The organism is Pseudomonas sp. Irchel s3h14 (assembly GCF_900187425.1).
GTDB lineage: Bacteria > Pseudomonadota > Gammaproteobacteria > Pseudomonadales > Pseudomonadaceae > Aquipseudomonas.
This window is the reverse complement of sequence record NZ_FYDJ01000009.1, coordinates 156,196-181,173: the sequence shown is the minus strand read 5'-3', so window position 1 is coordinate 181,173 and position 24,978 is coordinate 156,196. Positions and strand designations below refer to the sequence as shown.

The following is a 24,978-nucleotide window of genomic DNA, read 5'->3' as shown; positions in this document are numbered from 1 at the left end:
ATTCCTGAAGACAAAAACATAGTTTCTAGCACTGGACCATTACTCCAATAACAACGCTGATCTGCTCAGAAGCCAAGCCTCACCGGTCGGAAACTGGCCCTCGGCATAGCCCACATGACCTCATCACGGTGCGGTAATGGTCCAGAAATACTATTGACGAAAATTTCAATATTGAAATATGTCTCAATTTTACATACCTTCACCTTGCCTGACGATGAGATCTCCACGTCTCACGACTTCAATCACAACAAGGGCTCGAGATGAACAACAACAAGAAAGGTACCGAACTGCCTCCCATCGCCGTCGATGTGCTGGTCGTCGGTAACGGTCCGGTAGGGGCGACAATCGCGGCGCTGCTCGGCCGCCATGGGGTCAAGACACTGGTATTGGACAAGACCCATGAGGTCGTACTAATGCCCCGCGCCATCGCTCTGGACAACGAGGCGCTTCGCATCCTGCAACTCGCCGGATTGTCGGAAGATGCTTTCGAGAAGATCGTTATCCCTGAAGTGAAGATGCACTCTCCGGTCCTCGGGCAATTCAGTCGGGCCAATACCGCCGGGTGCATCGACGGCCACCCCAAACTGGTGACTTTCTATCAACCCGACCTCGAACACGCGATGCGTAAACAGGTCTCTGGGCTGAAGTCTGTGACCAGCCTGGGTGGCTTCGAGCTCGAGAATCTGGTCGAGGAATCGGATTGTGTCGTCGCCTCCGTGCGGGACCAGGACGGCCATCTGCATTACATTCGCGCCCGATATCTGGTCGGTGCGGATGGTGCAAGCTCCAGGGTCAGGGCCTTGATCGGCCAGGAATTCGAAGGACAAACCTATGCAGAGGATTGGCTGATTGTCGATGCCAAAAACCGGCATAAGTCAGCCATTGATCACGTTGAGTTTCTCTGTGATCCACGGCGCCCGACGCCGCACATGCCCGCGCCCGGCGGAAGGGAGCGTTGGGAGTTCATGCTACATCCAGGCGAATCCCGGGAAGAGCTGGAAAGCCCGGAAAGCATAGCCCGGCTGATTGCCCCATGGGTCAATCCGCAGGAACTGGAAATCGAGCGCAAGGCGGTGTATCGATTCCACGCGCGTTGCTGCAACAGATTCAGCAAGGGGCGAACTTTTCTTGTCGGGGATGCAGCCCACATCACCCCCCCCTTTGTCGGGCAAGGTCTCGTAGCGGGACTTCGAGATGGCGCCAACCTTGCCTGGAAACTGGCTTGGGTCCTTCACGGCCAGGCCGCACCGTCAGTACTCGATACCTATGACGTAGAGCGTCGCCCCCATGCCCAGGCGATGATCAATCTGGCAAAACTCATGGGCCGTCTGGTGATGCCGAGAAACAAAGTCGCCGCTTTCTTCATCCACGGAATGATGCGCGCGCTGGCGTTGACTCCCGCTTCCAGAAAGTACTTCGAGCAACTGGACATCAAGCCGAAGAACATCTTCAAAGACGGTTTGTTCGTGCAGCATCGTCGTGGCGACAAGCTGGTTCGTGGCAGTCTGTTTCCCCAGGCCTGGGTTCGCAACACGCAACAGCAGATCCAACTGAGCGACGATGCTCTTGGACACAACCTGACCCTGGTCGGATTCGGTGTTGACCCGTTGTCACTGCTGAGCGCTGCCGAGGTCTTTTCCTGGACAAAGACGGGCGGTCACTTCTTGCAGATCGGACCCTGCGGTCAGCGCTCCGACGGCGCTTGCGACTTCATCGAAGACCTGAACCATGACATCCTGCCGCTGGCTGCCAAAGGCACGCTCGTCGCGATCCGCCCTGACCGTATCATCATGCACCACGCTCCCGGCACAGAAGCAGGCTGCCTGGTTCGAGACTGCCTGATGCTGATGGGTAGCACCGATTCCACTGCCGATAGCGTTTCCATTACCATCAACGAGCCTCCTCGATTAAGAGCGTGAAGATGCCTTCCCCCACTTTTCCTTCAGAAGCAACTGAGCAAGAGCCTCTCACTCGGGGCCACAAGAAGCGTGAACGCACCCGTCGCGGCCTGGTGGATGCGGCATTGCGTCTTGTCGCGCGTAAGGAGGTGGGGGAGATTGCACTGCTCGATGTCGCCTCGGAGGCCGCGGTATCCAACGGCACCATCTACAACTATTTTCGAACGCGCGACGAAGTACTCGAGGCGGTTGGCATCGCCATGGCGAGCGAGTTCTCCGATGCCATTTCCGCCCTGAGTTCGGACGTGCATTGCGGTGCACAGCGGCTTTCGATTGGTGTGCGCATGTTCGTATGCCGAGCCGCGTACGACCATCAATGGGCCAACGCACTGCTGCGTATTATCCATTCCGATCAAGCCATGCGTTCGCGCCTGGCTGCTCATGTGCTGGGCGATCTGCGTGAAGGTCTGCACGCGGGGACTTTCGCTTATGAGGACGAAGGGATCGCCCTGGACATGGTCGTATCGTGCACAACCGGCGCCATGCGCTCGGTTGTCGAAGGGCGTGTGGTGGCGGAGCATGACCAGCGGGTCGCCGAGATGATTCTCAAGGCTCTGGGCGTAACACCTGCCAGAGCCAAGAGAATCGCGGGTAAGCCGCTACCCTAGTCCTGATGTCATCCTCGGCCGGCTAAGCCCGGCCAATCCATTGCCGATAGTTCTTCGCTTGGCGACGAGAATTCAACTGATTGCCGATCAATGCCATGAGTGGCGACGTCCTGGGTTTTGTCTGTTTGCCTTGGCTCAACAAGCCGAGTTGCTTCTTGATCACCGACGCCACTGCAAGCGATGCCAGCGCCTTATTCTTCCAGCGGACGACGATGGGCTCCACTTCGGTGTCTTGACCTGCCATCCACTGGCTTGGCAGGGCCGGCTCGATTGCCAGCGCAGTGGCAAGTCCGACCATCGACACCGAGCTGCTCACCACTCGCTCCGCGACCTCCTTTCTGCGCACGCCGCCGGTGACCATCAGCGGCATGCGCGCTATTTCTCCTATTTTTTCCGCACACTCGAGAAAATACGCTTCTCGAGCCAAGCGGCTGCCATCGCGGGTTTGCCCCTGCATCGCCGGGCTTTCGTAGCTGCCACCGGACAACTCGACCAGATCGACCGCCTTGGCGTTGAGCATTTCCACCACCCGAGCCGCATCCTCGGCATCGAAACCGCCGCGCTGAAAGTCCGCGGAATTGAGCTTCACAGCGACGCAAAAGATCGGTGCCACTCGCAGGCGTATTGCGTCGATGGTTTGCAGGAGAATCTGCGCACGATTTTCCAGGCTGCCACCCCAGCGGTCGCTACGCCGGTTGGTCAAGGGCGAAAGGAACTGGCTGAACAGGTAGCCATGCGCGGCATGAATCTCCACGCCAGTGAATCCGGCGCGCTCTGCCAACACCGCCGCTTGGGCATAGCGCTCAATCAGCTCTTCGATCTCCTGCTCATTCAAGGCCCTGGGCGGCACAAAAGCTTTTGACAGTCCGGGGATATCGACCGCAACTGCGGAGGGGCCCCTTGCCGGTTGTCCCATTGAAGCCAATAGCTGCCGCCCTGGATGATTGATTTGCATCCAGGCCTGGGCCCCGCGGCTGCGGCAAGCATCGGCCCATAACCTGAATTTGCCCAGGTTCCGATCGTCCTCAAGCACCACACCAGCCGGTCCGGTCAAGGCGTGACGGTCAACCATGACGTTGCCAGTGATGATCAGGCCGGCCCCACCGTCCGCCCAACGGCGATAAAGCTTAACCAGCGCTTCCCCTGGAGCGTGATCCTCATTGGCAAGATTCTCCTCCATGGCAGCCTTGGCGATTCGGTTTGGAATCACCGTGCCGTTGGGCAATCGAAGCGGTTTGAAGAGCTTTGAGCCGGTCATGTTCTGTCCTTCAGCTAATAAAAATTCGGCCAACATAATTGAACACTAGTGTTCAATTATGTCAATGTGCAGGACTTTTATTGACCCGATGACATCGGTCATAGCGTCCATATTGTTAGGTTAATGGTCGGTTTTCGGACAGAAAGTCCAACATGCTAAAAAATAGTGTTGACGTAAAATGAACACGAGTGTTCAATAGATCCATAAGGTAATCCTGGAGAGAGAACCGTGGAATCCCTAAATCCAACACAGCGCCGCATTCATCAAGCCGCCTTTCGCCTGTTCGCTGAAAGAGGCACCTCGCAAGTGAACATTCTTGACCTCGCACAAGAGGCAGGCGTGGCGCGCGGAACGGTCTATAGCAACATCGACAGCATGGAAAGCCTGTTCGAGGCGGTCGCCAGCCATCTCGCGAAGGAGATGCATGAGCGCGTCAACAAGAGCTTCAATTCCCTCTCTGATCCGGCTCAGCGCCTTGCCAATGGCATTCGATTGTTCATTCGTCGAGCGCACGAAGACTCCCAGTGGGGGGCCTTCATACATAAATTCGCCATGAGCAATTCTTCGTTGCGCGAAATGTTCAGCAGCCAAGCGACGACGGATCTTCTGAGCGGGCTGTCCAGTGGACGGTACACGTTTGAAAAGGAGCAATTGCTCTCTGTACTGACGCTGATATCGAGCAGCGTTCTCGGCTCGATTTTCCTGGTGTTGGAAGGGCACAGAACGTGGCGCGAATCGGGCTCTGACACTGCCGAGCTGGTGCTGCGGGCATTGGGAGTGCCGCCAGAGGAGGCTCGTGCGCTGGCGACCACAGAGTTGCCGGCACTTCCTTCTATCGACTGAGTTAGTTAACCGACTCAACCAGACATCCCTGGATTTTCAGGGGTGCGGGGACGGCTTTACCCTGAAAACCCGGAAAACAAGAACAATGACCCACAAAAATGAAATGCCCCGGTTAGCCACACTACAACCTGCCCGGCATCCGAAACCGACGGTGAAGGCTCAGGATCTGACTCACCTGATCTTTCAGCGGCCGGACTTGAACGAGGCGGCGCGTTTCCTGACCGACTTCGGCCTGACGGTCAGTCAGCATGACGCTGATACGCTTTACCTGCGCGCCACCGACGCCACTTCATACTGTTACCGTGTTCATCGTGCAGAACATGCACGTTTTATCGGGTTCGGACTGGCAGTCCAGTCGCTCAAGGATCTGGAAAAACTGACGCGAATCCCGGGCGCGTCACCGGTCGAGAAATCGGAACATCCTGGTGGCGGGTGTTACGTCAGGCTGACCGATCCTTCCGGCTTCATTGTGGAAGCTGTTTGCGACCAGGCTCCAGGTAAAACGCTGGTACACAGAGCTCCTCTGTCCTGGAATCTGGCGCAGGAGCAACCGCGAATCAACGCCACGCAGCGCCCGCCGATTGCTCCGCCTGAAGTCCTAAAACTGGGCCACATCGTTATCGAAGTGGCCGACTATCAGGCGACCTGTGCCTGGTATACGGAGCATTTCGGGTTGATTCCCAGCGATGTGCAGGTACTCCCCGATGGCACACCTATCGTCGCTTTCATGCGTCTCGACCTCGGTGATATTCCCGCGGCTCACCATACGCTCGCGATAGCGCAAGGGTTCATGGCGACCTACAGCCATAGCGCCTATGAGGTCGTCGATGCAGACGCTGTGGGCATGGGGCAGCGCGTCCTGCGCGAGCGCGGTTGGGAGCACTCATGGGGAATCGGGCGACACATTCTGGGCAGTCAGATCTTCGATTACTGGCAAGACCCTTGGGGCGATAAGCACGAGCATTACTGCGACGGGGATATTTTCACGGCTGCACAGCCTACGGGCATTCATCCCGTGAGCCCCGAGGCAATGGCGCAGTGGGGGCAGCGCATGCCCAAGCGTTTTACAAAACCGAAGATGAGCTTGGCCAATCTGCGTGCGCTGTTCCGCAACCTGCGACGCAGCCCGGACTTGAGCATTCGCAAGTTGATAACGCTCATGCGGATGTTCGGGTAGAGCTGCCGCCATGTCGGGCAATGCAACCAGGTATGGCCGTCGGGATGTGCTCAAAGCTGGCGCCTTGATCGTCGGCGGCTCGTTGGTCTACAGCGTTGCCAGCCCCTCCTCAGAACAACACCACAGTTCTCGCGCCGCCGAGCACGGGACAAACGCCGCTCCAGGAGTACCTTCAATGTCTGCTGTACACGTAGTCCGCTTTGAATTTCAGAACGGTATCCACTGGGGCGTGCTACGCCAAGGCCGTATCACGGTTGTCCCCGGTACTTTTGAAACCACCGGTGATTTCATTCGCCAGAACAGTATCGACGACCTCGCTCAATTGAAAGGTACGGAGCTGGAAGAGGGCGAAGTGAAACTGCTGTCGCCGGTGACCCGTAACCAGCAGTTCGTCTGCCAGGGCGCCAATTACCGTCAGCACATGATCGAGTCGGGCATGGACCCGGATGCGAAGAAATTCAACATGATCTTCACCAAGGCGACGAGTTGCCTGGTGGCGGCTGACAGCGACCTCATCAAGCCGCGCCACGTGCGCTTCCTTGACTACGAGATCGAACTGGGCCTTGTGATGAAGCGCTCGATCACCGGTGCTATTGCTGTCACCGACGCCAATCTGCATGAGTTCATTGCAGGCGTCGTCATAGTCAATGACTACTCGGCTCGTGACATTCAGATTCCCCAGATGCAGTTCTACAAGGGCAAGAGCTACCGCACTTTCGGCCCGGTCGGCCCGTACCTCTGCCTTCTGGACGCCAAGAACATGCATTACCTGAAAGAACTGCAGCTACGCCTGACAGTCAACGACCAGGTGCGACAGAACGACAGCACGGCCAATCTGGTTTACGGCCCCGCTGAAACCCTGACCGAACTCTCCGCCTTGCAGGATCTCGCCGTTGGAGACCTGATCGCCACCGGTACGCCCGCCGGCTGTGCCCTGACGATCCCTTCGCCTGCCAAAATGCGCATTGCAGCCCTGCTGCCCGAAGCCGCCAAGTGGAAGCTTTTCCTCAAGGCGCAGGAAGGCCGGACGCAGTACCTCAAGGCCGGTGACGTGGTCGAGGCGCGCATTCGTAGCGCCGATGGTGTGATCGACCTCGGCGTACAATGCAACCGCGTCGTGGGGGAAGCCTGATGGTTGTGCAGACCCTGGATGACATCGAAAGTCTCGAACGAGTCCCCTTGTCGGAGCGTGGTCTGGCTTGCAGCACTTATGAAGCGCTGCGTCAGGCGGCCGAGCGTACCCCTCAGGCGCCGGCGCTAAGCTTCTTCGCCAATGCCGCTGATTTCAGGCGCACCAGCGAGTGGAACTACTCCCAGCTCTTCGCGGATATTACCCGCGCGGCAAATGCCTTCCATGACCTGGGCATAAAACCGGGTGAGGTGATTGCCTTCATCCTGCCAAACCTGCCAGAAACCCACTTCACTCTATGGGGCGGGGAGGCGGCGGGGATCGTCATGGCGATCAATCCTATGCTTGAAGCCAAGCAGATGGCTGGCTTGCTGAATGCCGCAAAGGCATCCGTGATGGTGACACTCGCGCCGACACCAGGCAGCGATCTGTGGCCCAAACTGGCTTCGCAGCTGGATCAGTTACCCACGGTCAGGTCTGTTGTCTGGGTCAGCATGGAACCCTATGTCTGCGAATCTGTGCGTGGGGCTCTTAACGCCGTGGCACTGAAGGAACGAGACTTACACAGCGGCATCGCGATCCACGATTGGCAATCGCTGATGAATACTCAGCCACACACATACCTGAAGAGCGGTCGTCAAATCCGCCAGGATGAGTGCTCTTCTTACATCTGTACTGGCGGCACCACCGGGCTCCCCAAGATCGCCGCGCGTACCCATGGTTCGGAAGTATTCAATGCCTGGGCTGTGTCCGCTCATTTGCAGCCACGCAGTGGGGGTCAGGTTATCTTTTGTGGCCTGCCGCTATTTCATGTCAATGGCCAGCTGGTGACGGGACTGATGCCTTGGACTCAAGGCGATCATGTGATCCTCGGGACGCCTCAGGGGTATCGTGGCGAGGGGGTGATCCCACGATTCTGGGAGATGGTCGAGCACTTCGGTATCAACCTCTTTTCCGGCGTGCCTACTGTCTATGCTGCACTTCTGCAAAATGAATGGCAGGGCCGCGATCTGTCCAGTCTTCGCTTTGCCATGTGTGGCGCCGCACCCATGCCGGCTGAGCTTTTCCGAGAGTTCGAGAACCGTACCGGGGTGAAAATCCTTGAAGGTTACGGACTGACTGAGGGCGCCTGCGTCTCATCCATCAATCCACCCCATGGTGAGCGCCATATCGGCTCCATCGGGATACGGATCGCCTACCAGAATATGCGCGCGGTCTTGCTCAACGATTCGGGAGAGTACCTGCGCGACGCCAACGTGGATGAGATCGGCCTCATCACGATCAGTGGGCCGAACCTCTTCAATGGCTATCTGGAGGAGCGTCATAACCAGGGCCTCTGGATCGATATCGACGGTCAGCGCTGGCTGAATACGGGCGATCTGGGTCGCCAGGATGCGCAGGGCTATTTCTGGCTGACCGGACGCAAGAAGGAGTTGATCATCCGTGGCGGTCACAACATCGATCCGAAGCAAATCGAGGAGGCTCTTCAGGCGCATCCTGCTGTCGCCTTGGCCGCTGCAATCGGCAGCCCCGATGCCTACTCGGGCGAGGTGCCGGTCGCCTACGTTCAACTGCGCCCCGGGCACACCTGTAACGCTGAAGAGCTTGAGTCGTTCGCGCATCTCAACATCAGCGAGCGGGCAGCCGTTCCCAAGCGGATTGAAATCCTCGAAGCGTTGCCGCTGACTGCCGTGGGCAAGATATTCAAGCCCGCCTTGCAGCAGCGGGAGATTGCCAGAGTAGTCCAGCAGGAGGTGGAACGTATGTGTCTGAAGGAAGTTAAGGTAGAGGTGGTACAGGACAATCGCCGTGGGCATGTCGCCTGCATCAGGGCCGGAACTGGCCAAGAAGTACTGGCTCCGCTCTTGGGGCGCTATAGCTTTCAAGTCGAGTGGCTTAATTGAGTTTCTGATTCACATCTGTAAGTCCAGCAGTCGTGCCCTGGCGCTGTTCGGCCAGGGCGTTTAACACAACTTCGATCAACTCCAACCGGCACTGCCAAGTGCACCGGAAGGCGAAGCCTTGCCTGCGTGCAACCAACAAAAAGAATAAGAGGTGGACAATGAAAGTGAATAACCGTGCGATCCCGTATTTCTCTGTTCAGCAAGCATTTGCTTCCTGGATCAAGTTAACCGGCGCCTTAGCGATACTCAGCGCTTCAACAACCGCGGGCGCCAATGGCATAGCCCTGAACGAACAAAGTGCAAGCAGTGCGGGAACTGCTTATGCGGGAAGGTCGTCTTCCGCGCTGGACGCCAGCACCATCTTTGGAAATCCAGCGGGCTTGACCAAGTTGAAGCGTAGTGAGATTTCCGGCGGAGCCGCGGTCATCTCGGTGAGCGACGACATTAGTGATGCGCAGAGCAGTGCCTCAGGAACAAATAAGGGGGACTCGGTACCTTTGGGGGCCGTCCCTTTCGCCTATATGTCAACGCCGCTTGATGATCGTCTTTCGATTGGTCTGGGCCTTTATGCTCCGAGTGGTTTGATCAATGATTACGAGAGCAGTTTTCAGGGCCGTTACCATGGTTCCTATAGCACGACCAAGGAAATAACCCTGCAGCCCACCATTGCCTATCGGATCAATGATTACGTGTCCATTGGTGGCGGACCGACCATAAACCGTTTCAATGCAAAGCTTCAGAATTACCTGGCCACCGGCGCCCTGAACAACGGCGAAGACACGCTGGTCACCATCAAAGGCGATGACACCGCACTTGGCTACAACGTCGGCATCTTGGTTGACTTTACTGAGTCAACCAGTTGGGGGATCAACTATCACTCGAAGGTGGACTATGAACTTGAAGGGCATACTGAGGTTTCTGGCTCCCCGAGCGTTATCCCGCTGGACGGAAAGTATGACAACAAGATAAACCTCACTATGCCCGAGTCCGTGGACACATCAATCACCCATCATTTCAATAGTCGCTGGACGGGCTACCTGGGGACCACCTGGAAACGTTGGAGCCGGATCCAGAAGGTCGAGGCAGTTAACAGTGGTCTTTCCCCCGTGGGTCAGGCGGCTGGCCTGGGACATGTGATCGAAGAAATGAACTGGCGCGACACTTGGAGCACCGCAGTTGGCGCCTCCTATCAATTGAACCAACAATGGCTGCTGCGCGCAGGATATGCCTATGATCCTTCGCCAATCAGAAATGCCGATCGCAGCGTGCGCATTCCAGTTGGGAATCGCCAAGCCGTAACTTTGGGCGGTGCTTATTCGCCGAATTCCGATCTGACGATAGACTTTGCTTACGGTTATCTCTGGGATTCCAAAGTCTCGGTAAAGCAGGCGAACAACTCCGGTCTTCAACCTGAATACAGTGCCAACTACGACAATAGTGCGAATGGAGTTTCTGTACAGGCTACCTATCGGTACTAAGCGACACGACTCAATTTTTAATAGAGTCCATTTTTGCGAGCCTTTTTAAGGTTCACCTTTAATCATTAATCAACTATCCCAACGGGGTGGTGCAGTTCTATTTGTCTATCCGCACCCACTACCGCGAATACTTTCGCGGTAGTGGTCGTTTTTTATTTCATTACCTCCAATACATCGAGTTTGTCACGTGAACCTTCTGAATCAGTCCAAAGTGATTTACACGAAGCGATGGATTTCTTTACTCAGGGGGAATAGCACAGACTTGCCCATCCAATTTACATCGGATTGTCCAGCATGTTTCGTGGCTATGACCGGCAAGGAACAACCCACTCCGGCCATGCAGTGGCCGCTAAAAGGAGATACTCGAGTGTCTCGGTTCCGGGCATGGTGAGGTCTTCGGCTAGGCGAATTTGATGTGCTGGTCGACCCCGTCCTCGACTAATTGATCAACGGATGATCTCGGCCAGCGCTTGGCGCATCGGCTCACCGGAGACATGGACGAGGCCGGAGAAGGGCGAGTCCAACTCCAGAATCATTGTGATGCCTCCCGAAACCGCAATCGAACAGAGGCAGAAAACGACGATAGTCGTGGCATTGCGAGGTGCGAACAAGCCGAAGCTGGCGAAAACAAGGCTAAGCCAAAAGATCAGCAGGATCAGGAACGGCATTGGAATGTTGCTGGCACGCTGTTCCGCCAGCAGCCAGCGCGCCTGTAATACATCGTCCGAAAGCGTGAGCGCTTGCGAGCGTAGCCAGCGCTGTCTCGGATCAGTCGGAACAAGCAATAGAATCGATTCCTGTGTCGCCTCCATCATCCGGACAGTCGCTTCGGTTGACGCTGACTGTTCCCCTGCCGCCGGGAACAACTCCTGCATTTTTGCTTCTGCGTAGGTGCGCAGCTTGGCACGCGCATCATCCGCTTCTGGCCCGTAGAGCTGCATCACGCGGTTGAGACGAACGATGTCGACGGCGATCCTGGATACTTCACTCGATCGTGTCGAGAACGAATTGTTCGCTGTCGAAATCATCAAGCCGATCACCAAGGCTGAAAGCGTGCCAACAATCGCCGCCGAAACAGAGATTGCATTGCGCGACTCATTGCTGAGGTGATGCTCGGGCAGAGACCGCGCAGCAAAGATGCCGATCATAGCGCCGCCGAAGATAGCTACGAAGGCGATCAGTCCGATAGCTAAATGGTTCATGAGTAAAAATTGCGCATAGCATCACCTTGGCGTTCATACCGTCGTCGAGAAGGTTCGCGCCGCATGTGATCAACGCGACCACCGTGGCCAGCAGTCCACACGCTTGTATCGTAAGTTGCTCTGATGGAGTGTAGACGCAGGCATTATGTCGGTGTCGCGCGATTTCAGCGCCAAACCTTCTATGACTGTTTGTGGTCATTCTCAGCGACCGCTTTTGGCCAATTTGAGGCAGTCGCGACAGGCGAAAACTGACCCGATATGGATAGTCCCTCTCACTTTTCGAGACTCTCGGTACAGCTGACAGCTGCCTGCCGCCCGCGCTCGAGGTCGACGCCAGCCAGGATCAGCAGGCCGACCACGAAATAGCTGCCGGTGATCAGCATCGCCAGACGGTGATCGCCGCCGGATAGCCAACTGGTCAGGCCGTAAGTCATGGGGCCGAGGATTGCCGACAGTTTGACTGCCAGCCCCCAGAGGCCGAAGAACTCCGCCAGGCGCGTCGGCGGCGCCAGCAGACCGACTATCGCGCGGCCGGCCGATTGACTGGCGCCCATGCACAGACCGGCGAGGTTGGCCGCCAGCCAGAATAGCTCAGGGCCGCGTGCGACCCAGACCATGCCGACCATGCCGAGCCATCCCAACAGGGTCAGCGCCAGCGTGGCGCGATGGCCGAGGCGATCCTGCAACCAGCCGAACAGCACGGCGCCGATGGAGGCCGTGATATTCACCACGAAGATCAGCAGCAGCGTGTCCTGGGTATTGAAGCCCATGACCTGATTGGCATAGATGGCCGCCAGGGCGATCACCGCCGAGATGCCGGCCTGGTAGCAGACGGTGCAGGCAAGGAAGCGCAGCAGGTCGCGATAGCGGTCGGCTTCGCGCAGCGTCTGCGCGAAGCGCGCCAGCGCCGCTTGCGCGATAGGCGTGCCGCCGCGTCCTGGCTGCGGCTGGCTGCGTTCGCGCAGGAACAGGAAGGTCGGCACGCTGGCTACGGCGAACAAGGCCGCGGTGATCAGCATGCACACCGGCACGAACTGCGCCGCAGTCTGGCCCTGCGCCTGGGCCCAGCTGACGAAGGCCAAACAGGCGCCCAGGCTGACTAGGCCGCCGATATAACCGAACCCCCAGCCCCAACCGGACACTTTGCCCAAGGCATCTGCACGGGCGAGTTGGGGCAGGAAGGCGGCGATCAGGTTCTCGCCGCTGCCGAAGCAGAAGTTGGATAGCACGATGAAAAGGATCGCAATACCGAGCTCCCCCGGTCCCGCCAGCGCGAGTCCAGAGGTAAAGGCGACGCAACCGACCGTGCTGAACAACAACAGGCGCTTCTTGCAGGCGAAGGCGTCGGCGTAAGCGCCGATCAGCGGCGCGGTCAGGATGATCAGGACATAGGAGAGGGCGGTGGCGCTGGTCCAGGCCAGCGTACCCCAGGCTTCGCCTTTGGCGACCACCGCGACGAAGTAGGCGTTGAACACGGCGGTGATCACCACCGTTGTGTAGCCGGAGTTGGCGAAATCGAACATCGCCCAAGCCCAGATTTCTCGGCGCGTCACTCCGGGGGCAAGGCTGGCTGGCATGGCGATCTCTCTATAGGCGCTGCGTCCTTGAGAGCCTAGCCCTGGCTCAGCCATCCTGCGAGCGCTGCAATCGATGATGGCATTCCCAGTCGCCGCCATAGGCGCATAATGGCAATTGGCAAGGATCTACACACAGAGTGTCCTGTCATGAGGGGCCGCCGATGTCTCGTCCGCCTCCAGAAACCCGCGCCATTTCCCATTCAGATGGGGACGCGCAAAAGTTGCTCGAAATTGCCCGGCGTACCGTGGTCGAGTTGCGCCCGCAGGCGGCAGAAGGTTTGCAAGTCACCTTGCACAGCGTGCTGGACCGGGACCTGGGCGTAGACAGCCTGGCCCGGGTCGAGCTCTGGTCACGCATCGAGCACGAATTCGGTATGCACTTACCGGAAAACCTGTTCGCCTCGGCGGACACACTCGCCGATGTACTGCGCGTGCTGCACAGCAGACAGGGCGCCGAGGCGGTACGCCCATTGCCCTCCAGAGACTACAGCGAGGCCCCGACAGCAACGGGACAGACGCCGGACGCCGCGCGGACCCTGATCGAGGTGCTGGAATGGCAGGTGCGCCATCAGCCGCAGTATCCCCACGTGCGCCTGCTGGGTGAAAGTGACCAGCCGGAAGACTTCAGCTATGGCGCCTTGTACCAGGGCGCCCTGGCCGTGGCCGCAGGGCTGCAACGCAGTGGCTTGCAGACCGGTCAGACCGTGGCCCTGATGCTGCCCACAGGGCGCGATTTTCTCCATGGTTTTTTCGGCATCCTGTTGGCCGGTGGTGTGCCGGTGCCCATCTACCCACCGCTGCGCCTGTCGCAGATAGAGGACCATCTGCGCCGCCAGGCCGGCATCCTGCGCAACGCCGAAGCCAAAGTGCTGATTACCGTGACGCAAGCGAAGCTGCTCGCCCGGCTGCTCCGGCCGCAAGTCCCGAGCCTGACGCGCATTGCCAGCGTGGCCGAGCTCACAGGCGAGGGGGGCGAGTGCGTCACACCGCCGCGGCAACCGGATGACATCGCCTTCCTGCAGTACACCTCGGGCAGCACTGGCCAACCCAAGGGCGTGATGGTCAGCCACGCCAATCTGCTGGCCAATCTGCGCGCCATGGGTGGGGTTCTGAAAGTGGGGCCACAGGACGTGTTCGTCAGCTGGCTGCCCATGTACCACGACATGGGCCTGATCGGTGCCTGGCTGGGCAGCCTGTATTACGGCTATAGCCTGGTGCTGATGTCGCCGCTGGCTTTCCTTGCGCGGCCGGCGCGTTGGCTATGGGCCATCGACCGCTTCCGCGGCACGTTGTCGGCGGCGCCCAACTTCGCCTACGAACTGTGCCTGGGCAAACTCGCTGACGGCGACCTCGAGGGTCTGGACTTGAGCAGTTGGCGCGTGGCCTTCAACGGTGCCGAGCCGGTCAGCCCGGATACTCTGCAACGCTTCACCGAACGTTTCGTTCGCTATGGCTTGGCGCCCACCGCGCTGGCGCCGGTCTATGGGTTGGCCGAGGCAACGTTGGGCGTGGCCTTTCCTCCCTTGAACCGAGGGCCGCTGATCGACCGGGTGCAGCGCGAGGCGTTCCAGGCCCGCGGCAATGCACTGCCCGCCGAAGCGAACGCCAGCGCAACTTTGCGCTTCGTCTCCAGCGGCCGGCCGCTGCCGGGCCATCAGATTCGCATCGTCGATAGCAGCGGGGTGGAAGTCCCCGAGCGCAGCGAAGGTCACCTGCAATTCAGCGGGCCGTCCACCACCGGTGGCTACTACCGTAACCCCGAAGAGACCCGCCGGGTGCTGCGCGATGGCTGGTTCGACTCGCTCGACTTCGCCTACATGGCCGGCGGTGAGGTCTACCTGACCGGCCGCGCGAAGGACCTGATCATCCGTGCCGGGCGCAACATCTATCCCTATGATGTCGAAGCGGCGGTCGGCAATTTGCCCGGCCTGCGCAAAGGCTGCATTGCGGTGTTCGGCAGTCCTGACCCGGCCACCGGCACCGAGCGCCTGGTGGTGTTGGCGGAAAGCTACGAGAAGGAAGCTGTCGCGCGGCAACGCCTGCAGCAGGAGGTCAACCGCATCGTGATCGACCTCACCGGTGTGCCGCCCGACGATATCGTTCTGGCGCCACCGCATAGCGTACTGAAGACCTCCAGCGGCAAGATTCGTCGTGCTGCCAGCCGTGAACTGTATGAGCGCGGCGAAGTGGGTCGGTCACACCTCGCCGTGTGGCGCCAGCTACTGCGCCTGGTGCTGCAGGCCGTACGCGGGCATTTCGGCCGCAGCTGGCAGACCTGCCGCGCCGCTCTGTATGCCGCTTACATCTGGCTGCTGTTCTGGCTGGTCACACCGCTGACCTGGCTGGGCGTCGCGATCCTGCCGCGCGGGCGTTGGTGCCGCAGCTTTACTCGCGCGGCCGCACGGCTGTTCCTGCGCCTGGCGGGGGTGCCGTTCAGCGTCTCGGGGCTGGAGCGCCTGCCTGCGTCAGGGGTGTGCGTGCTGGCCGCAAACCATGCCAGCTACCTCGACGGCGTCATACTCTGCGCGGCCCTGCCGCCGCAGTTCAGCTTCGTTGCCAAGCGCGAACTGGCTGACCAGTGGATCGCCGGCCTGTTCCTGCGCAAGCTCGGCGCCCGCTTCGTCGAACGCTTCGACCTGAAGCGCAGCACCGCAGACACGGAGCCCTTGGCCGAGGCGCTACAGGCTGGCCAGCCGCTGGTGTTCTTCCCCGAGGGGACCTTTACCCGCGAGCCAGGCTTACGCCCCTTCCACATGGGCGCCTTCGTGCTCGCTGCGCGTGTCGGCGTGCCGCTGCTGCCGGTCGCAATCCGCGGCACGCGCAGGGTGTTGCGCGACGGTCAGTGGTTCCCGCGCCACGGCGCAATCCACGTCAACGTCTGCCCCCCGCTGTTGGCGCAGGGGCCGGGCTGGATGGAGGCAATCAAGCTGCGGGATGCAACGATAACGGTGCTGCTGGAGCACCTGGATGAATCTGAACGAGCCCAGCGCGCAAGTTAGGCGACTGCTTCGCTGTCGTTGGCTTACTGGCTGCAGGTAGTCGAATTGCCCGGCCTTTTAAGGTTGACACACTAAACGAACACGCTCGTAGTTCAGCGATTTGTTGCGTTCGGGCAGCGAATAGGACGCCTTGCATTGTTCGCCGTTCCATTTGATCAAGAGGGTGGCTGAGTCCTCTTCCACCAGTGCCAGGGCTTTGCCGCTGGGGTCAGAGATCGCCATTTGCTGATTCAGCATGGCCCGGGGGAAATCGCCGGCGCCCGGGGTCGCGTTGTACAGGCGCCACACCCGGACTTCGGCGCCGCTGCTGACGTAGAGCAAATTGAGCTGCTTGGCATTCAAGTAGTCGCGCATGCGCTGGGTCAGCCAGATGCTCCATTGCTTGCCCGACGTTTGCCCCAGCAGCAAGCGGATTTCTTCCTCGGACACCGGCACGCTTATTTCGGCCTTGCGCGTGGCTGACAGGCTCAGGCTCTCCAGCAGCGCTTCGCGCGTGGTGAAAAAGGTATGTGCCTCGGCGATCGCGCTGCTCATGTAGCTGCGCCGCTGGGAAATTTCATTGTTGAAGGTAAACAGCAGGAAGCTGTACACGCCACCCAGAATGCCTATCAGCAGCACAAAGGCAAAAATGCGCAACAGGCGGCGCGCGGCGTGGGGAGTGGAAAGTACCGGGCTGATCTGATGGAGGTAGTTCTTTAATCTCATCCGGGCACTGTAGGGAGGGCCGGGAGCGGGGAAAATCAGACGATCCTTAGATTGTTACAGGTAGTTCACGATGAAGGTGACTTCGGTATTGGCGCTGCCGGCCTTGAGATCGCCTGTTGGCAGGCGGTAGTACGCCGCTGATAACGGGATCTTGAAGTCGGTGCCGGTGGTGGTAAAGGCGTTGAACGGGTAGGTGGTATCGAATGCGATGGGTTGTCCTGCGTCATTCATCAATTGCAGGCCGATGCCGGTGGCGGTAGAGGTGCTATTGAGTGCGACGATGCCTTTTGTCACGTCGATGACGGGGGTGGTGGCCTTAAGCGAATAGGTGACTTTATTGATGCCGGCCTGGCATTGGTTCAAAGCGATGTTGAAGCGCACCGTTCGGGTTTTTGCGCCGGCCTCGCGAAACTCGTGGAGTTGATAGTCGTCACCCATGGCTACGGGGACGGAAGGGGTCTGGCAGGAGGCAGCATTCAATACCAGAGGATTGGCCAGGTTGAACTTATTTAGAATCAGCTCGCCTGATTGCAGGTTGCCCAGATTACCGGCAGCAATCGTGACTTGCGATGCCAATGGGCCTGACTTGACGATTTCCAGTCGGGCCGCGCCTGATTTGATAAGGTAGCTTTTTGGGTCAATCGCACGCAGAGAAGCCTCATAGCGACTTGTCGTCTCCATTTCCAACCAGATACGGAACGAGAGCCCCGTTTTGCCCAAGGGGAAGGTCGTTACTTTACTGGTCGGGGTGCCTAGTGCTGGATTTACTGCCACGCCATATTGCGAGGTCGCACTGCACGTCCAATTGTCCGAGCCCCATCGCTGCACGGTGTCCTGGTAGACCACTGTGCCATCCGGCGTGTCGGCGGGGATTGTCAGGCCACCATTGGCCAGGCTTGCGCCGAAGTTGAGCGTTTGAGTGGTGGAGGAACCATTGTTGAGTGTGCAATTCGCCGCCATCGCGTCCGACGCGCAAGCCAGCAACGTCGCCGCGACAAAGGTGAGCAGGGGATTCTGTAGATTTAAATGCTTCATGAAGAGGGCTACGCGGGTCGGCAAAGGAGCGTTGCAGCCTAATCAATCAAAGTATCAATGGACATCAGGCGATTCTTAGAACACGTTACTGCTGCCCGGTCCCAAGACCTGCATCGATAGGGGAGAGGGCGTGATTATTTCCCGCCACTCCAGTTGCCTACCGTACACGGTTGGGTCAAGGCCAATAGTTATCACCCACGCTTTGACTATTCGAGCGTATTGCCTGGTGGAGAGATGATCTGAGCCTTGTAGGTTTATTCCTCTTCCAAGCGGCTTGCTCAGGGGCGCAGTCAGCCATTGGCCTGCATCCGGATCAGTTTGCTCAAGCATTACTTGAACACCATTCAAGTCGGGGTAAGTGAATCCACCTTCTGGGCGTTGATAAGCTACTTCGGGACCCAGTCAAGACACCCAAAAAGCCAGGCTGCTATCCAAATCAGTGATCATTATCTCTGGAACCAGTTTGTTACGTTCGAACATGAGATGACTTCCATTTCCATAGGCTCGTTCGCCAGGGGCGGCCAGTGTAAATAACTGACTCGCGGCATCCAGTCTCGGTATCACATGCCCATTACCCTGGGTGGTATCTGCGGCCAGCAAGGTATTGATGATGGCTTCTTCTACAGCTTCTGTGGCGCCCGGAAACAACTCCCTGATGTGGTCGTTCAGGGCATGCGCCGCGTCCATGCCGGAGCTGCCGGCGGTGGGTTGGGGTCAGCGATGGTGGGGGAGATCATGCCCAGCTTCATGCGGGCATGCATCCGCCCAACCAGAGGCCGCTTGCCACGGCTTTCGACGAATAGCCACTGTCGATCTGTCAGCCAGCGCCGCTGGTAGGCTCGTGCCTTGTAGCCGGTGATATCCGCCAGCTCTTCGTCCGAGAGAATTTCAGCTTCCATAGATATGCTCCATGCCGCGCGTGGCGGCAGAAGGTGGGGAGGGGGCAGATGATTGCAGTCAGCGTCTGGCTGCCGTCGGCATGAATGGTGGTGATGATCTGGTGAACCAGAGGGCTGATTTGTTCGTCGTAAACGTTTTCTTTGGTCATGGCTTCGCCTCGCCCGCCGTTCACCGGCAGGCTGTTTGTGGATTAGTGGGTTACGCTGGAAAGCAAGCAACGCGAGAACGCAAACGGTCTCTCATCACGGATGGATCAAAATGAAACTGATTTTGGTTGTGCTTGTTGTTGGTCTGTTGGTTTGGAAGCTTTTTCCTGAATTACATCCGCGGGCTGAGGCTCAGCTCTCGAATCCACTAGGAATCTCTACAGTCGCGACTGTGCCGAAACCCGTTTCGTCTCCTTTCAAATGTGACGGGCGCAAATATTGCTCGCAGATGACCTCTTGCGCAGAGGCCAAAAAATTTCTGCAAAATTGTCCAGGAATGGCAATGGACGGCGACAACGACGGAATACCCTGTGAGACGCAGTGGTGCCGGTGACAATTCGCCGCTCACCCGCTGGTTGGTAGGTGGAAGAGGGGTTGCTTGCGGCGCTGGAATTCAGTGGTGCGGACGATCACGATCTGGCCGTCCCCGGCGATCGCCGGCATGGTGCTGAAGGGGAGGTGGCTGCAATTGCGGTGGGCGTGGACGCAGGAGCGACGCATGCCGCCTTTCGGTTGGTGAGTCATCGTCGGGACCCCTTGTAGCAGTACACATAGGCGAACCAGGCAAGGGCGATCATGGCTCACCTTCCGGACCCATACGCAGATCGGCCCGTCATGCTGCTACCTGCTCGGGCTGGCGGAACACGGGAAGGGCGCCGGCCTGCTCGCGAACAGCCTTCATGCCCGCCTCGTCGTAACCCCAGATAGAACGGGTTCATCGGTTCGCCGGTCCGGATGTAATCGCGGAAGTTTTCGACCAGCTGACGCAGCGTGCCGCCGTTACTGAAACCACGCCACTTTCCACCCCACACTGTTTCATGCGTGAAGATGCGCTTGCCGCTGTAGCTGTCGATAAACCAGACCTTGCCGCGCTGGTCGACTTCCATGTTGGCGTAGCGATTGACCGCATGGCTGTAGAAGAACCGGCGCCCGTGGTCAGCGATGATACGGATCGCCTGATTGACCTGCTCGGCGCGCTGCTGCTTCAGGGTGAGCTTGTTTTTTGTGGGCATGGAAGGAGCCTTGGCCGATGTTCGGCTACAGTAGGTAAGTCATCGAAATGGAGATCGGACATGCAATGCTTAATTTGCCAGGCTGCTTCTAAAATTGTTCACATGGCAGGGTGCTGGTCCGAGGTCAAATGCTCGGCCGGATGTGGACACTTTAGGGTCTCAGCGAACCTTGTTGCGAAGATGAAGTTCAAGAACGAATTCTTTGACGTTGAACGAACAAGGCAATGGCTCGGGATGGCTCGGAACGAGGGGCCAATGCCGTTGATATCGACCTACGATTACAATGTTTCTTTGTTGCACCGTGCCACTAAAGAGCGATCTGACAGCTTGCCCAGTCGCTCTAGGAAATCGATGGCTTTGGAATAAATGGACTTCTGACTTCGACCCGCCTGATCATGCCCTTGCGGTGGCAAGATTCAAGTTTGTGGGCTATTGGTTGATGGTCCGGCATAAGGCCGGATCAAGGAGGGTGGTGATGAGCAACCATCTAGCAGAGGAATTTCAGCGTCTGCTCAAAGAGCGAAGCGACGCGTTCCGAGCGGTAGAAGTTTTTGCGGCTTCGAATTACCCATTTTCTGAAGAACAGAAAACAGAGTTCTTGGAGCTTGAAGCAAAAGCTTCAGACGCTGCGCTTGCGTTCGATGAACTAAGCACCTTTCGAGAGCTTCTATAGTCGCGAACCGCACAATAGGTGAGGGCGGGTCATACTGCCACCTGCTGCTGTTCCTGGCGCAAAGCTATCTGCACCGCTTCGACGACTCGGCGCAGGTACGTGAACTTGTGGTTTTCCTCTTTGGCTCGATCGCCGACGGGGTAGTGCCACTCTTCGCCGAACAGTTCTGTGAGCAGCTCGCTCTGGTGCCAGCACTCGTTTGGGGATTCGATGTTGCGAAGTTCGTCGACGCGATTAATAGGCGGCGCGCGTCTTCCGCATTGAGGCTGCCTTCCTCCCAGTCCGACTTGTTGAAGGCCCAGCCTTGCCGGACAAAGTGTGTGTAACCGTACGGTTGGGCGACTTGTTTGACGCGATAGGCATCCTAAGCGGGCCATTTGATAGCTGGAGTGCTGTCAATCAACAAGCAACTGGTACGACCGAGGTAATGGCTGAGCTCGTAGCTCAATAGGTGGGGGTGGGTCAGGCCGCCTGGCTTTCCTGTTTGGGAGGCCACTCTGCAAAGCCGACCTTTGGCGCCTTCGTTTTAGGGTTGATGATCGGCTTGCCCTTGGCGTCGGTCAGTACTGCCTTTGATCTGATCCGCATGTCGCGACATTGAAGCGTCTTGCGGGCCAGCTCGATGAACTGCTCGGCGTACTGAGGCGCATCAAACAGAGGGGAGAGCTGGCGAACCGTACCCCCATTATTTGCTCGGTCTTCCTCTCGACCAAGACCAGCCATTCAGCAAGCGGGATTTACTCGACACCGCCTGGTGCCTGAAGATTCTTGCGGGTCCCTTTGATGCGCTTCTTGGCTTCGGCGAAGGCGACAGGGCGGGTCATACCAAACACTGCAAATGTGCTCATGGGTTGTCTCCAGGCAGACGCCTTCGCCGGCTGGCGTGATTCGTTGAAGTGGGATATCCGGACAGGCGGGGCGTGGGCGCACGCCCGCGATGACCTACTCTTGACGGGCAGTTCCCATTTCCGAGGAGATCATCATGTCCAAAGGTGGAGGTGGTAAAAGCTCAAGCAGTTCTGGCGGCTCAAGCAAAGGATCCGGCAGTTCACGCGGGCCTTCGAGTCATCCAGGGCCAGGTGGTAATTGGCCAAGCACAACGGGAAAGGTCTCTGGCGTCGACCGGGGTAATGCTCAGCCAGGCAAAAAGGGCTGATGTCGGATGGCGCGCTGCACATCCATTGTGCGGCGCGCTGTCTGCCGGATCTAAACGCATATAGGTGAGGGCGGGTCAGGCGCCTCCCTCGCCGGCTGGCATGATTCGTTGAAGTTGGGATGCGCGGGGTGCAGCGCCGGGAAAATTAAGGTCAAATGGCGTGATGTTGAGATTGAAGCTCCCGGACCATCGCAGGAAGCGTTTGATTCCTGGTTTGAGGAGAATGGAAAAGTCATCGCAGGCGCGGTTGTCGCACTAGCGGGCGTCACGATTGGCCTGATCGGTGCTGTCGCGCTGAAGAAGTGACGAAGATTGAGAGCTGCTGGCGGGTAGCGCGAGAGTGTCAGGACGATGCGCGCTTGAGCTGATCAGTCAGTTGGGATGGCAGCCCGCGCAGCGTCAGGGTGCCTCCAGCTTCGTCGAACTCTATCTTCGAACCAAGCAGGTGCTGCTCGAAGCTGATCGACAAGCAATCGATGCGGCCGGTGAAGCGCCGGAATTTGTTCAGAGTCTTTTTGTCTGGCGGGAGCGAAGCCGACAGGCCGTAATCCTTATCGCGGATGAAGTCGGCAAACGCCTTTGGCTGATCGTCATCGAGCACTTTGGATAGCTCGTCGATGGTGATTGGCTCGCCGAGCTTCGCCTGGACCATCGCATAGCTGACAAGTGTGTTGGTCTTCTCGCGAGCTGAATCCTCGCCGAGGTCTTCGCTTTCAACGAAGTCACTGAATGCCTTGAGCAGGGTGCGGGTTTCGCCTGGTCCGTCCCGACACCTTCCTGCGCGCCGATGAAATCACGGAAGTACTCGCTTACCTTCCGCCCATTCTTGCCCTTGATGAACGAAATGTACTGGCGGGACGCTGGGTTGCTCTTCCATTCACTGAGGTTGATACGCGCGGCCAGCTGGATGCGATCCAGATCCAGGCGCCGGATCGGCATCAGTGCCAGCCCGTCGGTCATCAGTACGGCTTCGGTTTCCTGCACCAGGGCAATGACTAAATAGTCGGTCATGCCTTGCAGGTAATGGCAGAAGAGGACGTTGCTACCTATCGACAGGTTGGATTCTTCCATGAGCATTGTCAGATGCTCGACAGCGTTGCCGCTGAACTCCGAGAAGTCATCGGTGCCGTCCAGGTACTTGCTCAGCCAGCCACTTAAAGGGTGGGCGCCCGATTCGGCATGGAAGAAGCCCCAGGCCTTGCCGGTCTTTGCGTTGTAGCTTTCGTTGAGCCGGCTGATTAGATCATCGCGGGCCTGGCTCTCGTCCAGTTCTGCGCCGCTACGGTGCAGGATCGCCGGACTACCGTCGGGCTTCTTGTCGATTTTGTGGATGATGCTGTGGAGAACAGGCATTGCGTTTACCTCAGGTAGGCGCCGCCCTCCGTGACCGGATGCGACAGTAGGGTGGGTGGTTTATTCGGGTTGGTCTACGCTTTTGACTACATCTCAATGCCGGATTCGGCGAACCAGTTGGCTCAGGCCACTGCTCGAAAGGACTCATATGAAATTCAATATTGTTACCTTGGGCCTGCTCGCTGTTCTGGCCGGCTGCACAAGCGCCGGCCCATACGTCACTAATATTTCCAGTGATGGCCGTAACGGCTTGAACATCGAGAAGTGCTCTGTGGAGATGAATGCTTTCACGAACACCGTTAGCACCTCCGAATGCACGACCCAGAACGTGCAGCTCAGCCGAGGTAACTGATCACGGTAAGGTCGCTAGTGGCGCGAAATGTACATTGCCAACGGCCCCGGCGCTGCATTTCGAGCCGATCTGAATGCCGCGCTCGGTGCGGCTCGCCTCGCAAAGCAGCGGAGCGTCAGCGCCAAGCCCGACAGTCCCATGCCAGGTCTGGGCTGACACTGGCACGAATCGTATGAAAAAGCGTAACAGCGCGAATACAGACTGGCTGGATATGGGGGAGATTGACTCTACGCTACGTGAGGCTGTAAGTGCGGGCATGTTTGTAGTTGGGGCTGGAGCAGCAATTGCATATACAGCCACGTATACGCCAGCTGTCACATCGCTGACCGACAACCTGACACTTGATACCATTGCCATCGCTGCAAACACGGGGGCAAGCACCTTCGCCCGGAATGGTATTACCGCAAAGCCCATTGTCGGCTTGGGTCATGCAGCCTTGAGCGGAGGCGAGTTCGCGGCAAATAGCCGAATCAGCCTGAAATATTCGCTCACCCTGGATGCTTGGATTCTGATTACTGCCAGCGGCGGGAATGCAATGTCTGGGCGCTTGCTCAACATCCAAGTGTTCAGCACAGCAGGTACTTTCACCTACATCCCGACAGCAGGCACATAAAAGGTTGTTCCAAAGTTCAGGCGGCAGGTGGCGCAGGCGGCGGGTCGGCCGCTACCAACTCTGGTCAGGCATCAGTTGGCGCACCTGGCGGCGCAGGGGCATACGCAAAAAGCCTCATCACTTCAGCGTTTTTTGGTGTGACCATTACAGTTGGCGCTGGAGGCACTGGCGTATCTGGCGCTACCGGTAACAACGGTGGACGTACTCAAGCTGGCTGATGCAGCAGCGGGAGTCATGGCGGCAATTGCTGATCAAGTCCGCGGACGGGGCATGACGTGCACGGCGGCCTATGATGCTTTGGTGAATCAGAAATAGGGATTGTGTTCGATCGGCAGGACACCGGAGAGGGATGCTGCTGAAAAGTCGCTGAAGCGTGCGCGAATCGACATGAATCCACAACAACCCTCAGCAACATTCCAAGGTCCAGATGCAGCGAAACCCGCACTGGGCGGGCTTCGTTGTTGTCTCAAATGGGCCGGGGGCGTTTGAACTGGCCTGTATTTTCCCAGTAATCATTGGGATTAACGTGCGTCATTGACTCAAGGCATACACAGGGGCATACACGCTGCTGGCTGCTGTGCCAGGCAATAAAAATTCCCCTACGGTCATAGCCTCAAATCACATTGCTGCAATGGATCGTGACGCGTAATGCTGGCGGTTGGAGTCCTCGTTGAGCATCTGAACCGAAGCGATTACCGCGCCCTGGCTTCCCGATCTCAGATGGGAAAAAGAGGCGTAACCAAACTTAACAGCTCACGGGCACGGGGCTAAGCCACTCTCGACCAATAAATACGGGCATTTAATCCGGAATTTCGGTGCGTTTGTAGGTGGTTAACATT

The 24,978-nt window shown here is 58.1% G+C and carries 21 protein-coding genes and 3 pseudogenes; 13 read left to right on the top strand and 11 right to left on the bottom strand.

Annotated elements, in window-relative coordinates; all coding sequences use genetic code 11:
* The first annotated feature begins 260 nt into the window (after positions 1-260).
* Positions 261-1,919: a bifunctional 3-(3-hydroxy-phenyl)propionate/3-hydroxycinnamic acid hydroxylase gene (locus tag CKW16_RS18950; RefSeq protein ID WP_095129681.1), complete on the top strand. Its 1,659-nt coding sequence runs from the start codon at positions 261-263 to the stop codon at positions 1,917-1,919.
* 2 nt (positions 1,920-1,921) lie between these two features.
* Complete coding sequence (locus tag CKW16_RS18945) at positions 1,922-2,566, top strand: TetR/AcrR family transcriptional regulator (protein ID WP_095129680.1); 645 nt, start codon at positions 1,922-1,924, stop codon at positions 2,564-2,566.
* 22 nt (positions 2,567-2,588) lie between these two features.
* On the opposite strand, the gene CKW16_RS18940 is transcribed toward CKW16_RS18945, so the two are convergent.
* Positions 2,589-3,824 (bottom strand): NADH:flavin oxidoreductase/NADH oxidase family protein, encoded by a 1,236-nt coding sequence (locus CKW16_RS18940; protein WP_095129679.1) that lies wholly within the window; start codon positions 3,822-3,824, stop codon positions 2,589-2,591.
* Positions 3,825-4,052: 228 nt separating this feature from the next.
* Here CKW16_RS18940 and CKW16_RS18935 point away from each other — a divergent pair, with 228 nt between their 5' ends.
* The 5 genes from CKW16_RS18935 (at position 4,053) to CKW16_RS18915 (ending at position 10,355) form a co-directional block, all read left to right on the top strand.
* Positions 4,053-4,667 (top strand): TetR/AcrR family transcriptional regulator, encoded by a 615-nt coding sequence (locus tag CKW16_RS18935; RefSeq protein WP_046049456.1) that lies wholly within the window; start codon positions 4,053-4,055, stop codon positions 4,665-4,667.
* A gap of 85 nt (positions 4,668-4,752) precedes the next feature.
* Positions 4,753-5,844 carry a VOC family protein gene (locus CKW16_RS18930; RefSeq protein ID WP_095129678.1) on the top strand — a complete coding sequence of 364 codons (1,092 nt, stop codon included), beginning with the start codon at positions 4,753-4,755 and terminating at the stop codon, positions 5,842-5,844.
* Positions 5,845-6,019: 175 nt separating this feature from the next.
* A complete protein-coding gene (locus CKW16_RS18925; protein WP_095129677.1) occupies positions 6,020-6,976 on the top strand; it encodes a fumarylacetoacetate hydrolase family protein in 957 nt (318 codons plus the stop codon).
* On the top strand, positions 6,976-8,877 hold the full coding sequence (locus CKW16_RS18920; protein ID WP_095129676.1) for an acyl-CoA synthetase: 1,902 nt from the start codon (positions 6,976-6,978) through the stop codon (positions 8,875-8,877). Before CKW16_RS18925 ends, CKW16_RS18920 begins: the two co-directional genes overlap by 1 nt.
* A 158-nt stretch (positions 8,878-9,035) precedes the next feature.
* Positions 9,036-10,355 (top strand): outer membrane protein transport protein, encoded by a 1,320-nt coding sequence (locus tag CKW16_RS18915; RefSeq protein WP_095129675.1) that lies wholly within the window; start codon positions 9,036-9,038, stop codon positions 10,353-10,355.
* 446 nt (positions 10,356-10,801) lie between these two features.
* Here the strand turns inward: CKW16_RS18915 and CKW16_RS18910 are convergent, their stop codons facing one another.
* Both CKW16_RS18910 and CKW16_RS18905 read right to left on the bottom strand, forming a co-directional pair.
* A complete protein-coding gene (locus CKW16_RS18910) occupies positions 10,802-11,557 on the bottom strand; it encodes a hypothetical protein (RefSeq protein ID WP_141232753.1) in 756 nt (251 codons plus the stop codon).
* A gap of 272 nt (positions 11,558-11,829) precedes the next feature.
* Positions 11,830-13,134, bottom strand: coding sequence for an MFS transporter (locus tag CKW16_RS18905; RefSeq protein ID WP_095129673.1), 1,305 nt, complete (start codon positions 13,132-13,134; stop codon positions 11,830-11,832).
* Positions 13,135-13,295: 161 nt separating this feature from the next.
* Here CKW16_RS18905 and CKW16_RS18900 point away from each other — a divergent pair, with 161 nt between their 5' ends.
* The gene (locus tag CKW16_RS18900; protein ID WP_176471573.1) at positions 13,296-16,133 is read left to right on the top strand and encodes an AMP-binding protein; all 2,838 of its coding nucleotides are present in this window, start codon (positions 13,296-13,298) and stop codon (positions 16,131-16,133) included.
* A 57-nt stretch (positions 16,134-16,190) separates the two neighbouring features.
* Here CKW16_RS18900 and CKW16_RS18895 read toward each other — a convergent pair whose 3' ends face one another.
* The 5 genes and pseudogenes from CKW16_RS18895 to CKW16_RS18875 form a co-directional block, all read right to left on the bottom strand.
* Entirely contained in the window at positions 16,191-16,838 is a 648-nt protein-coding gene (locus CKW16_RS18895; protein ID WP_095129672.1) for a hypothetical protein, read from the bottom strand.
* 54 nt (positions 16,839-16,892) lie between these two features.
* The gene (locus CKW16_RS18890; RefSeq protein WP_095129671.1) at positions 16,893-17,873 is read right to left on the bottom strand and encodes a fimbrial protein; all 981 of its coding nucleotides are present in this window, start codon (positions 17,871-17,873) and stop codon (positions 16,893-16,895) included.
* A 159-nt stretch (positions 17,874-18,032) separates the two neighbouring features.
* A pseudogene (locus tag CKW16_RS32635) lies at positions 18,033-18,125 on the bottom strand (integrase); the annotation flags it as partial.
* A 258-nt stretch (positions 18,126-18,383) separates the two neighbouring features.
* Positions 18,384-18,539, bottom strand: a pseudogene (locus CKW16_RS32630) (P1 family peptidase); the annotation flags it as partial.
* Positions 18,539-18,772 carry a DUF4224 domain-containing protein gene (locus tag CKW16_RS18875; protein WP_095129670.1) on the bottom strand — a complete coding sequence of 78 codons (234 nt, stop codon included), beginning with the start codon at positions 18,770-18,772 and terminating at the stop codon, positions 18,539-18,541. The pseudogene CKW16_RS32630 and the gene CKW16_RS18875, both read right to left, overlap by 1 nt.
* 11 nt (positions 18,773-18,783) lie before the next feature.
* Between CKW16_RS18875 and CKW16_RS18870 the strand changes: the two genes are divergently transcribed.
* On the top strand, positions 18,784-19,035 hold the full coding sequence (locus tag CKW16_RS18870) for a hypothetical protein (protein ID WP_095129669.1): 252 nt from the start codon (positions 18,784-18,786) through the stop codon (positions 19,033-19,035).
* A complete protein-coding gene (locus CKW16_RS18865; RefSeq protein WP_095129668.1) occupies positions 19,032-19,313 on the top strand; it encodes an excalibur calcium-binding domain-containing protein in 282 nt (93 codons plus the stop codon). The genes CKW16_RS18870 and CKW16_RS18865 overlap by 4 nt, the downstream gene beginning before the upstream one ends.
* Before the next feature lie 247 nt (positions 19,314-19,560).
* Here CKW16_RS18865 and CKW16_RS18855 read toward each other — a convergent pair whose 3' ends face one another.
* Complete coding sequence (locus CKW16_RS18855) at positions 19,561-19,992, bottom strand: hypothetical protein (protein ID WP_256580520.1); 432 nt, start codon at positions 19,990-19,992, stop codon at positions 19,561-19,563.
* A gap of 475 nt (positions 19,993-20,467) precedes the next feature.
* Between CKW16_RS18855 and CKW16_RS18845 the strand changes: the two genes are divergently transcribed.
* Positions 20,468-20,665 (top strand): hypothetical protein, encoded by a 198-nt coding sequence (locus CKW16_RS18845; RefSeq protein ID WP_095129666.1) that lies wholly within the window; start codon positions 20,468-20,470, stop codon positions 20,663-20,665.
* 462 nt (positions 20,666-21,127) lie between these two features.
* On the opposite strand, the gene CKW16_RS18835 is transcribed toward CKW16_RS18845, so the two are convergent.
* Both CKW16_RS18835 and yejK read right to left on the bottom strand, forming a co-directional pair.
* The gene (locus CKW16_RS18835; RefSeq protein ID WP_256580519.1) at positions 21,128-21,388 is read right to left on the bottom strand and encodes a hypothetical protein; all 261 of its coding nucleotides are present in this window, start codon (positions 21,386-21,388) and stop codon (positions 21,128-21,130) included.
* A gap of 776 nt (positions 21,389-22,164) precedes the next feature.
* Positions 22,165-23,174: pseudogene (yejK, locus tag CKW16_RS18825) on the bottom strand (nucleoid-associated protein YejK).
* Positions 23,175-23,322: 148 nt separating this feature from the next.
* Here yejK and CKW16_RS18820 point away from each other — a divergent pair.
* Both CKW16_RS18820 and CKW16_RS18815 read left to right on the top strand, forming a co-directional pair.
* Positions 23,323-23,526, top strand: a complete 204-nt coding sequence (locus tag CKW16_RS18820; RefSeq protein ID WP_095129664.1) for a hypothetical protein — start codon at positions 23,323-23,325, stop codon at positions 23,524-23,526.
* Between the two features lie 172 nt (positions 23,527-23,698).
* On the top strand, positions 23,699-24,139 hold the full coding sequence (locus tag CKW16_RS18815) for a hypothetical protein (protein WP_095129663.1): 441 nt from the start codon (positions 23,699-23,701) through the stop codon (positions 24,137-24,139).
* Positions 24,140-24,978 lie beyond the last annotated feature (839 nt).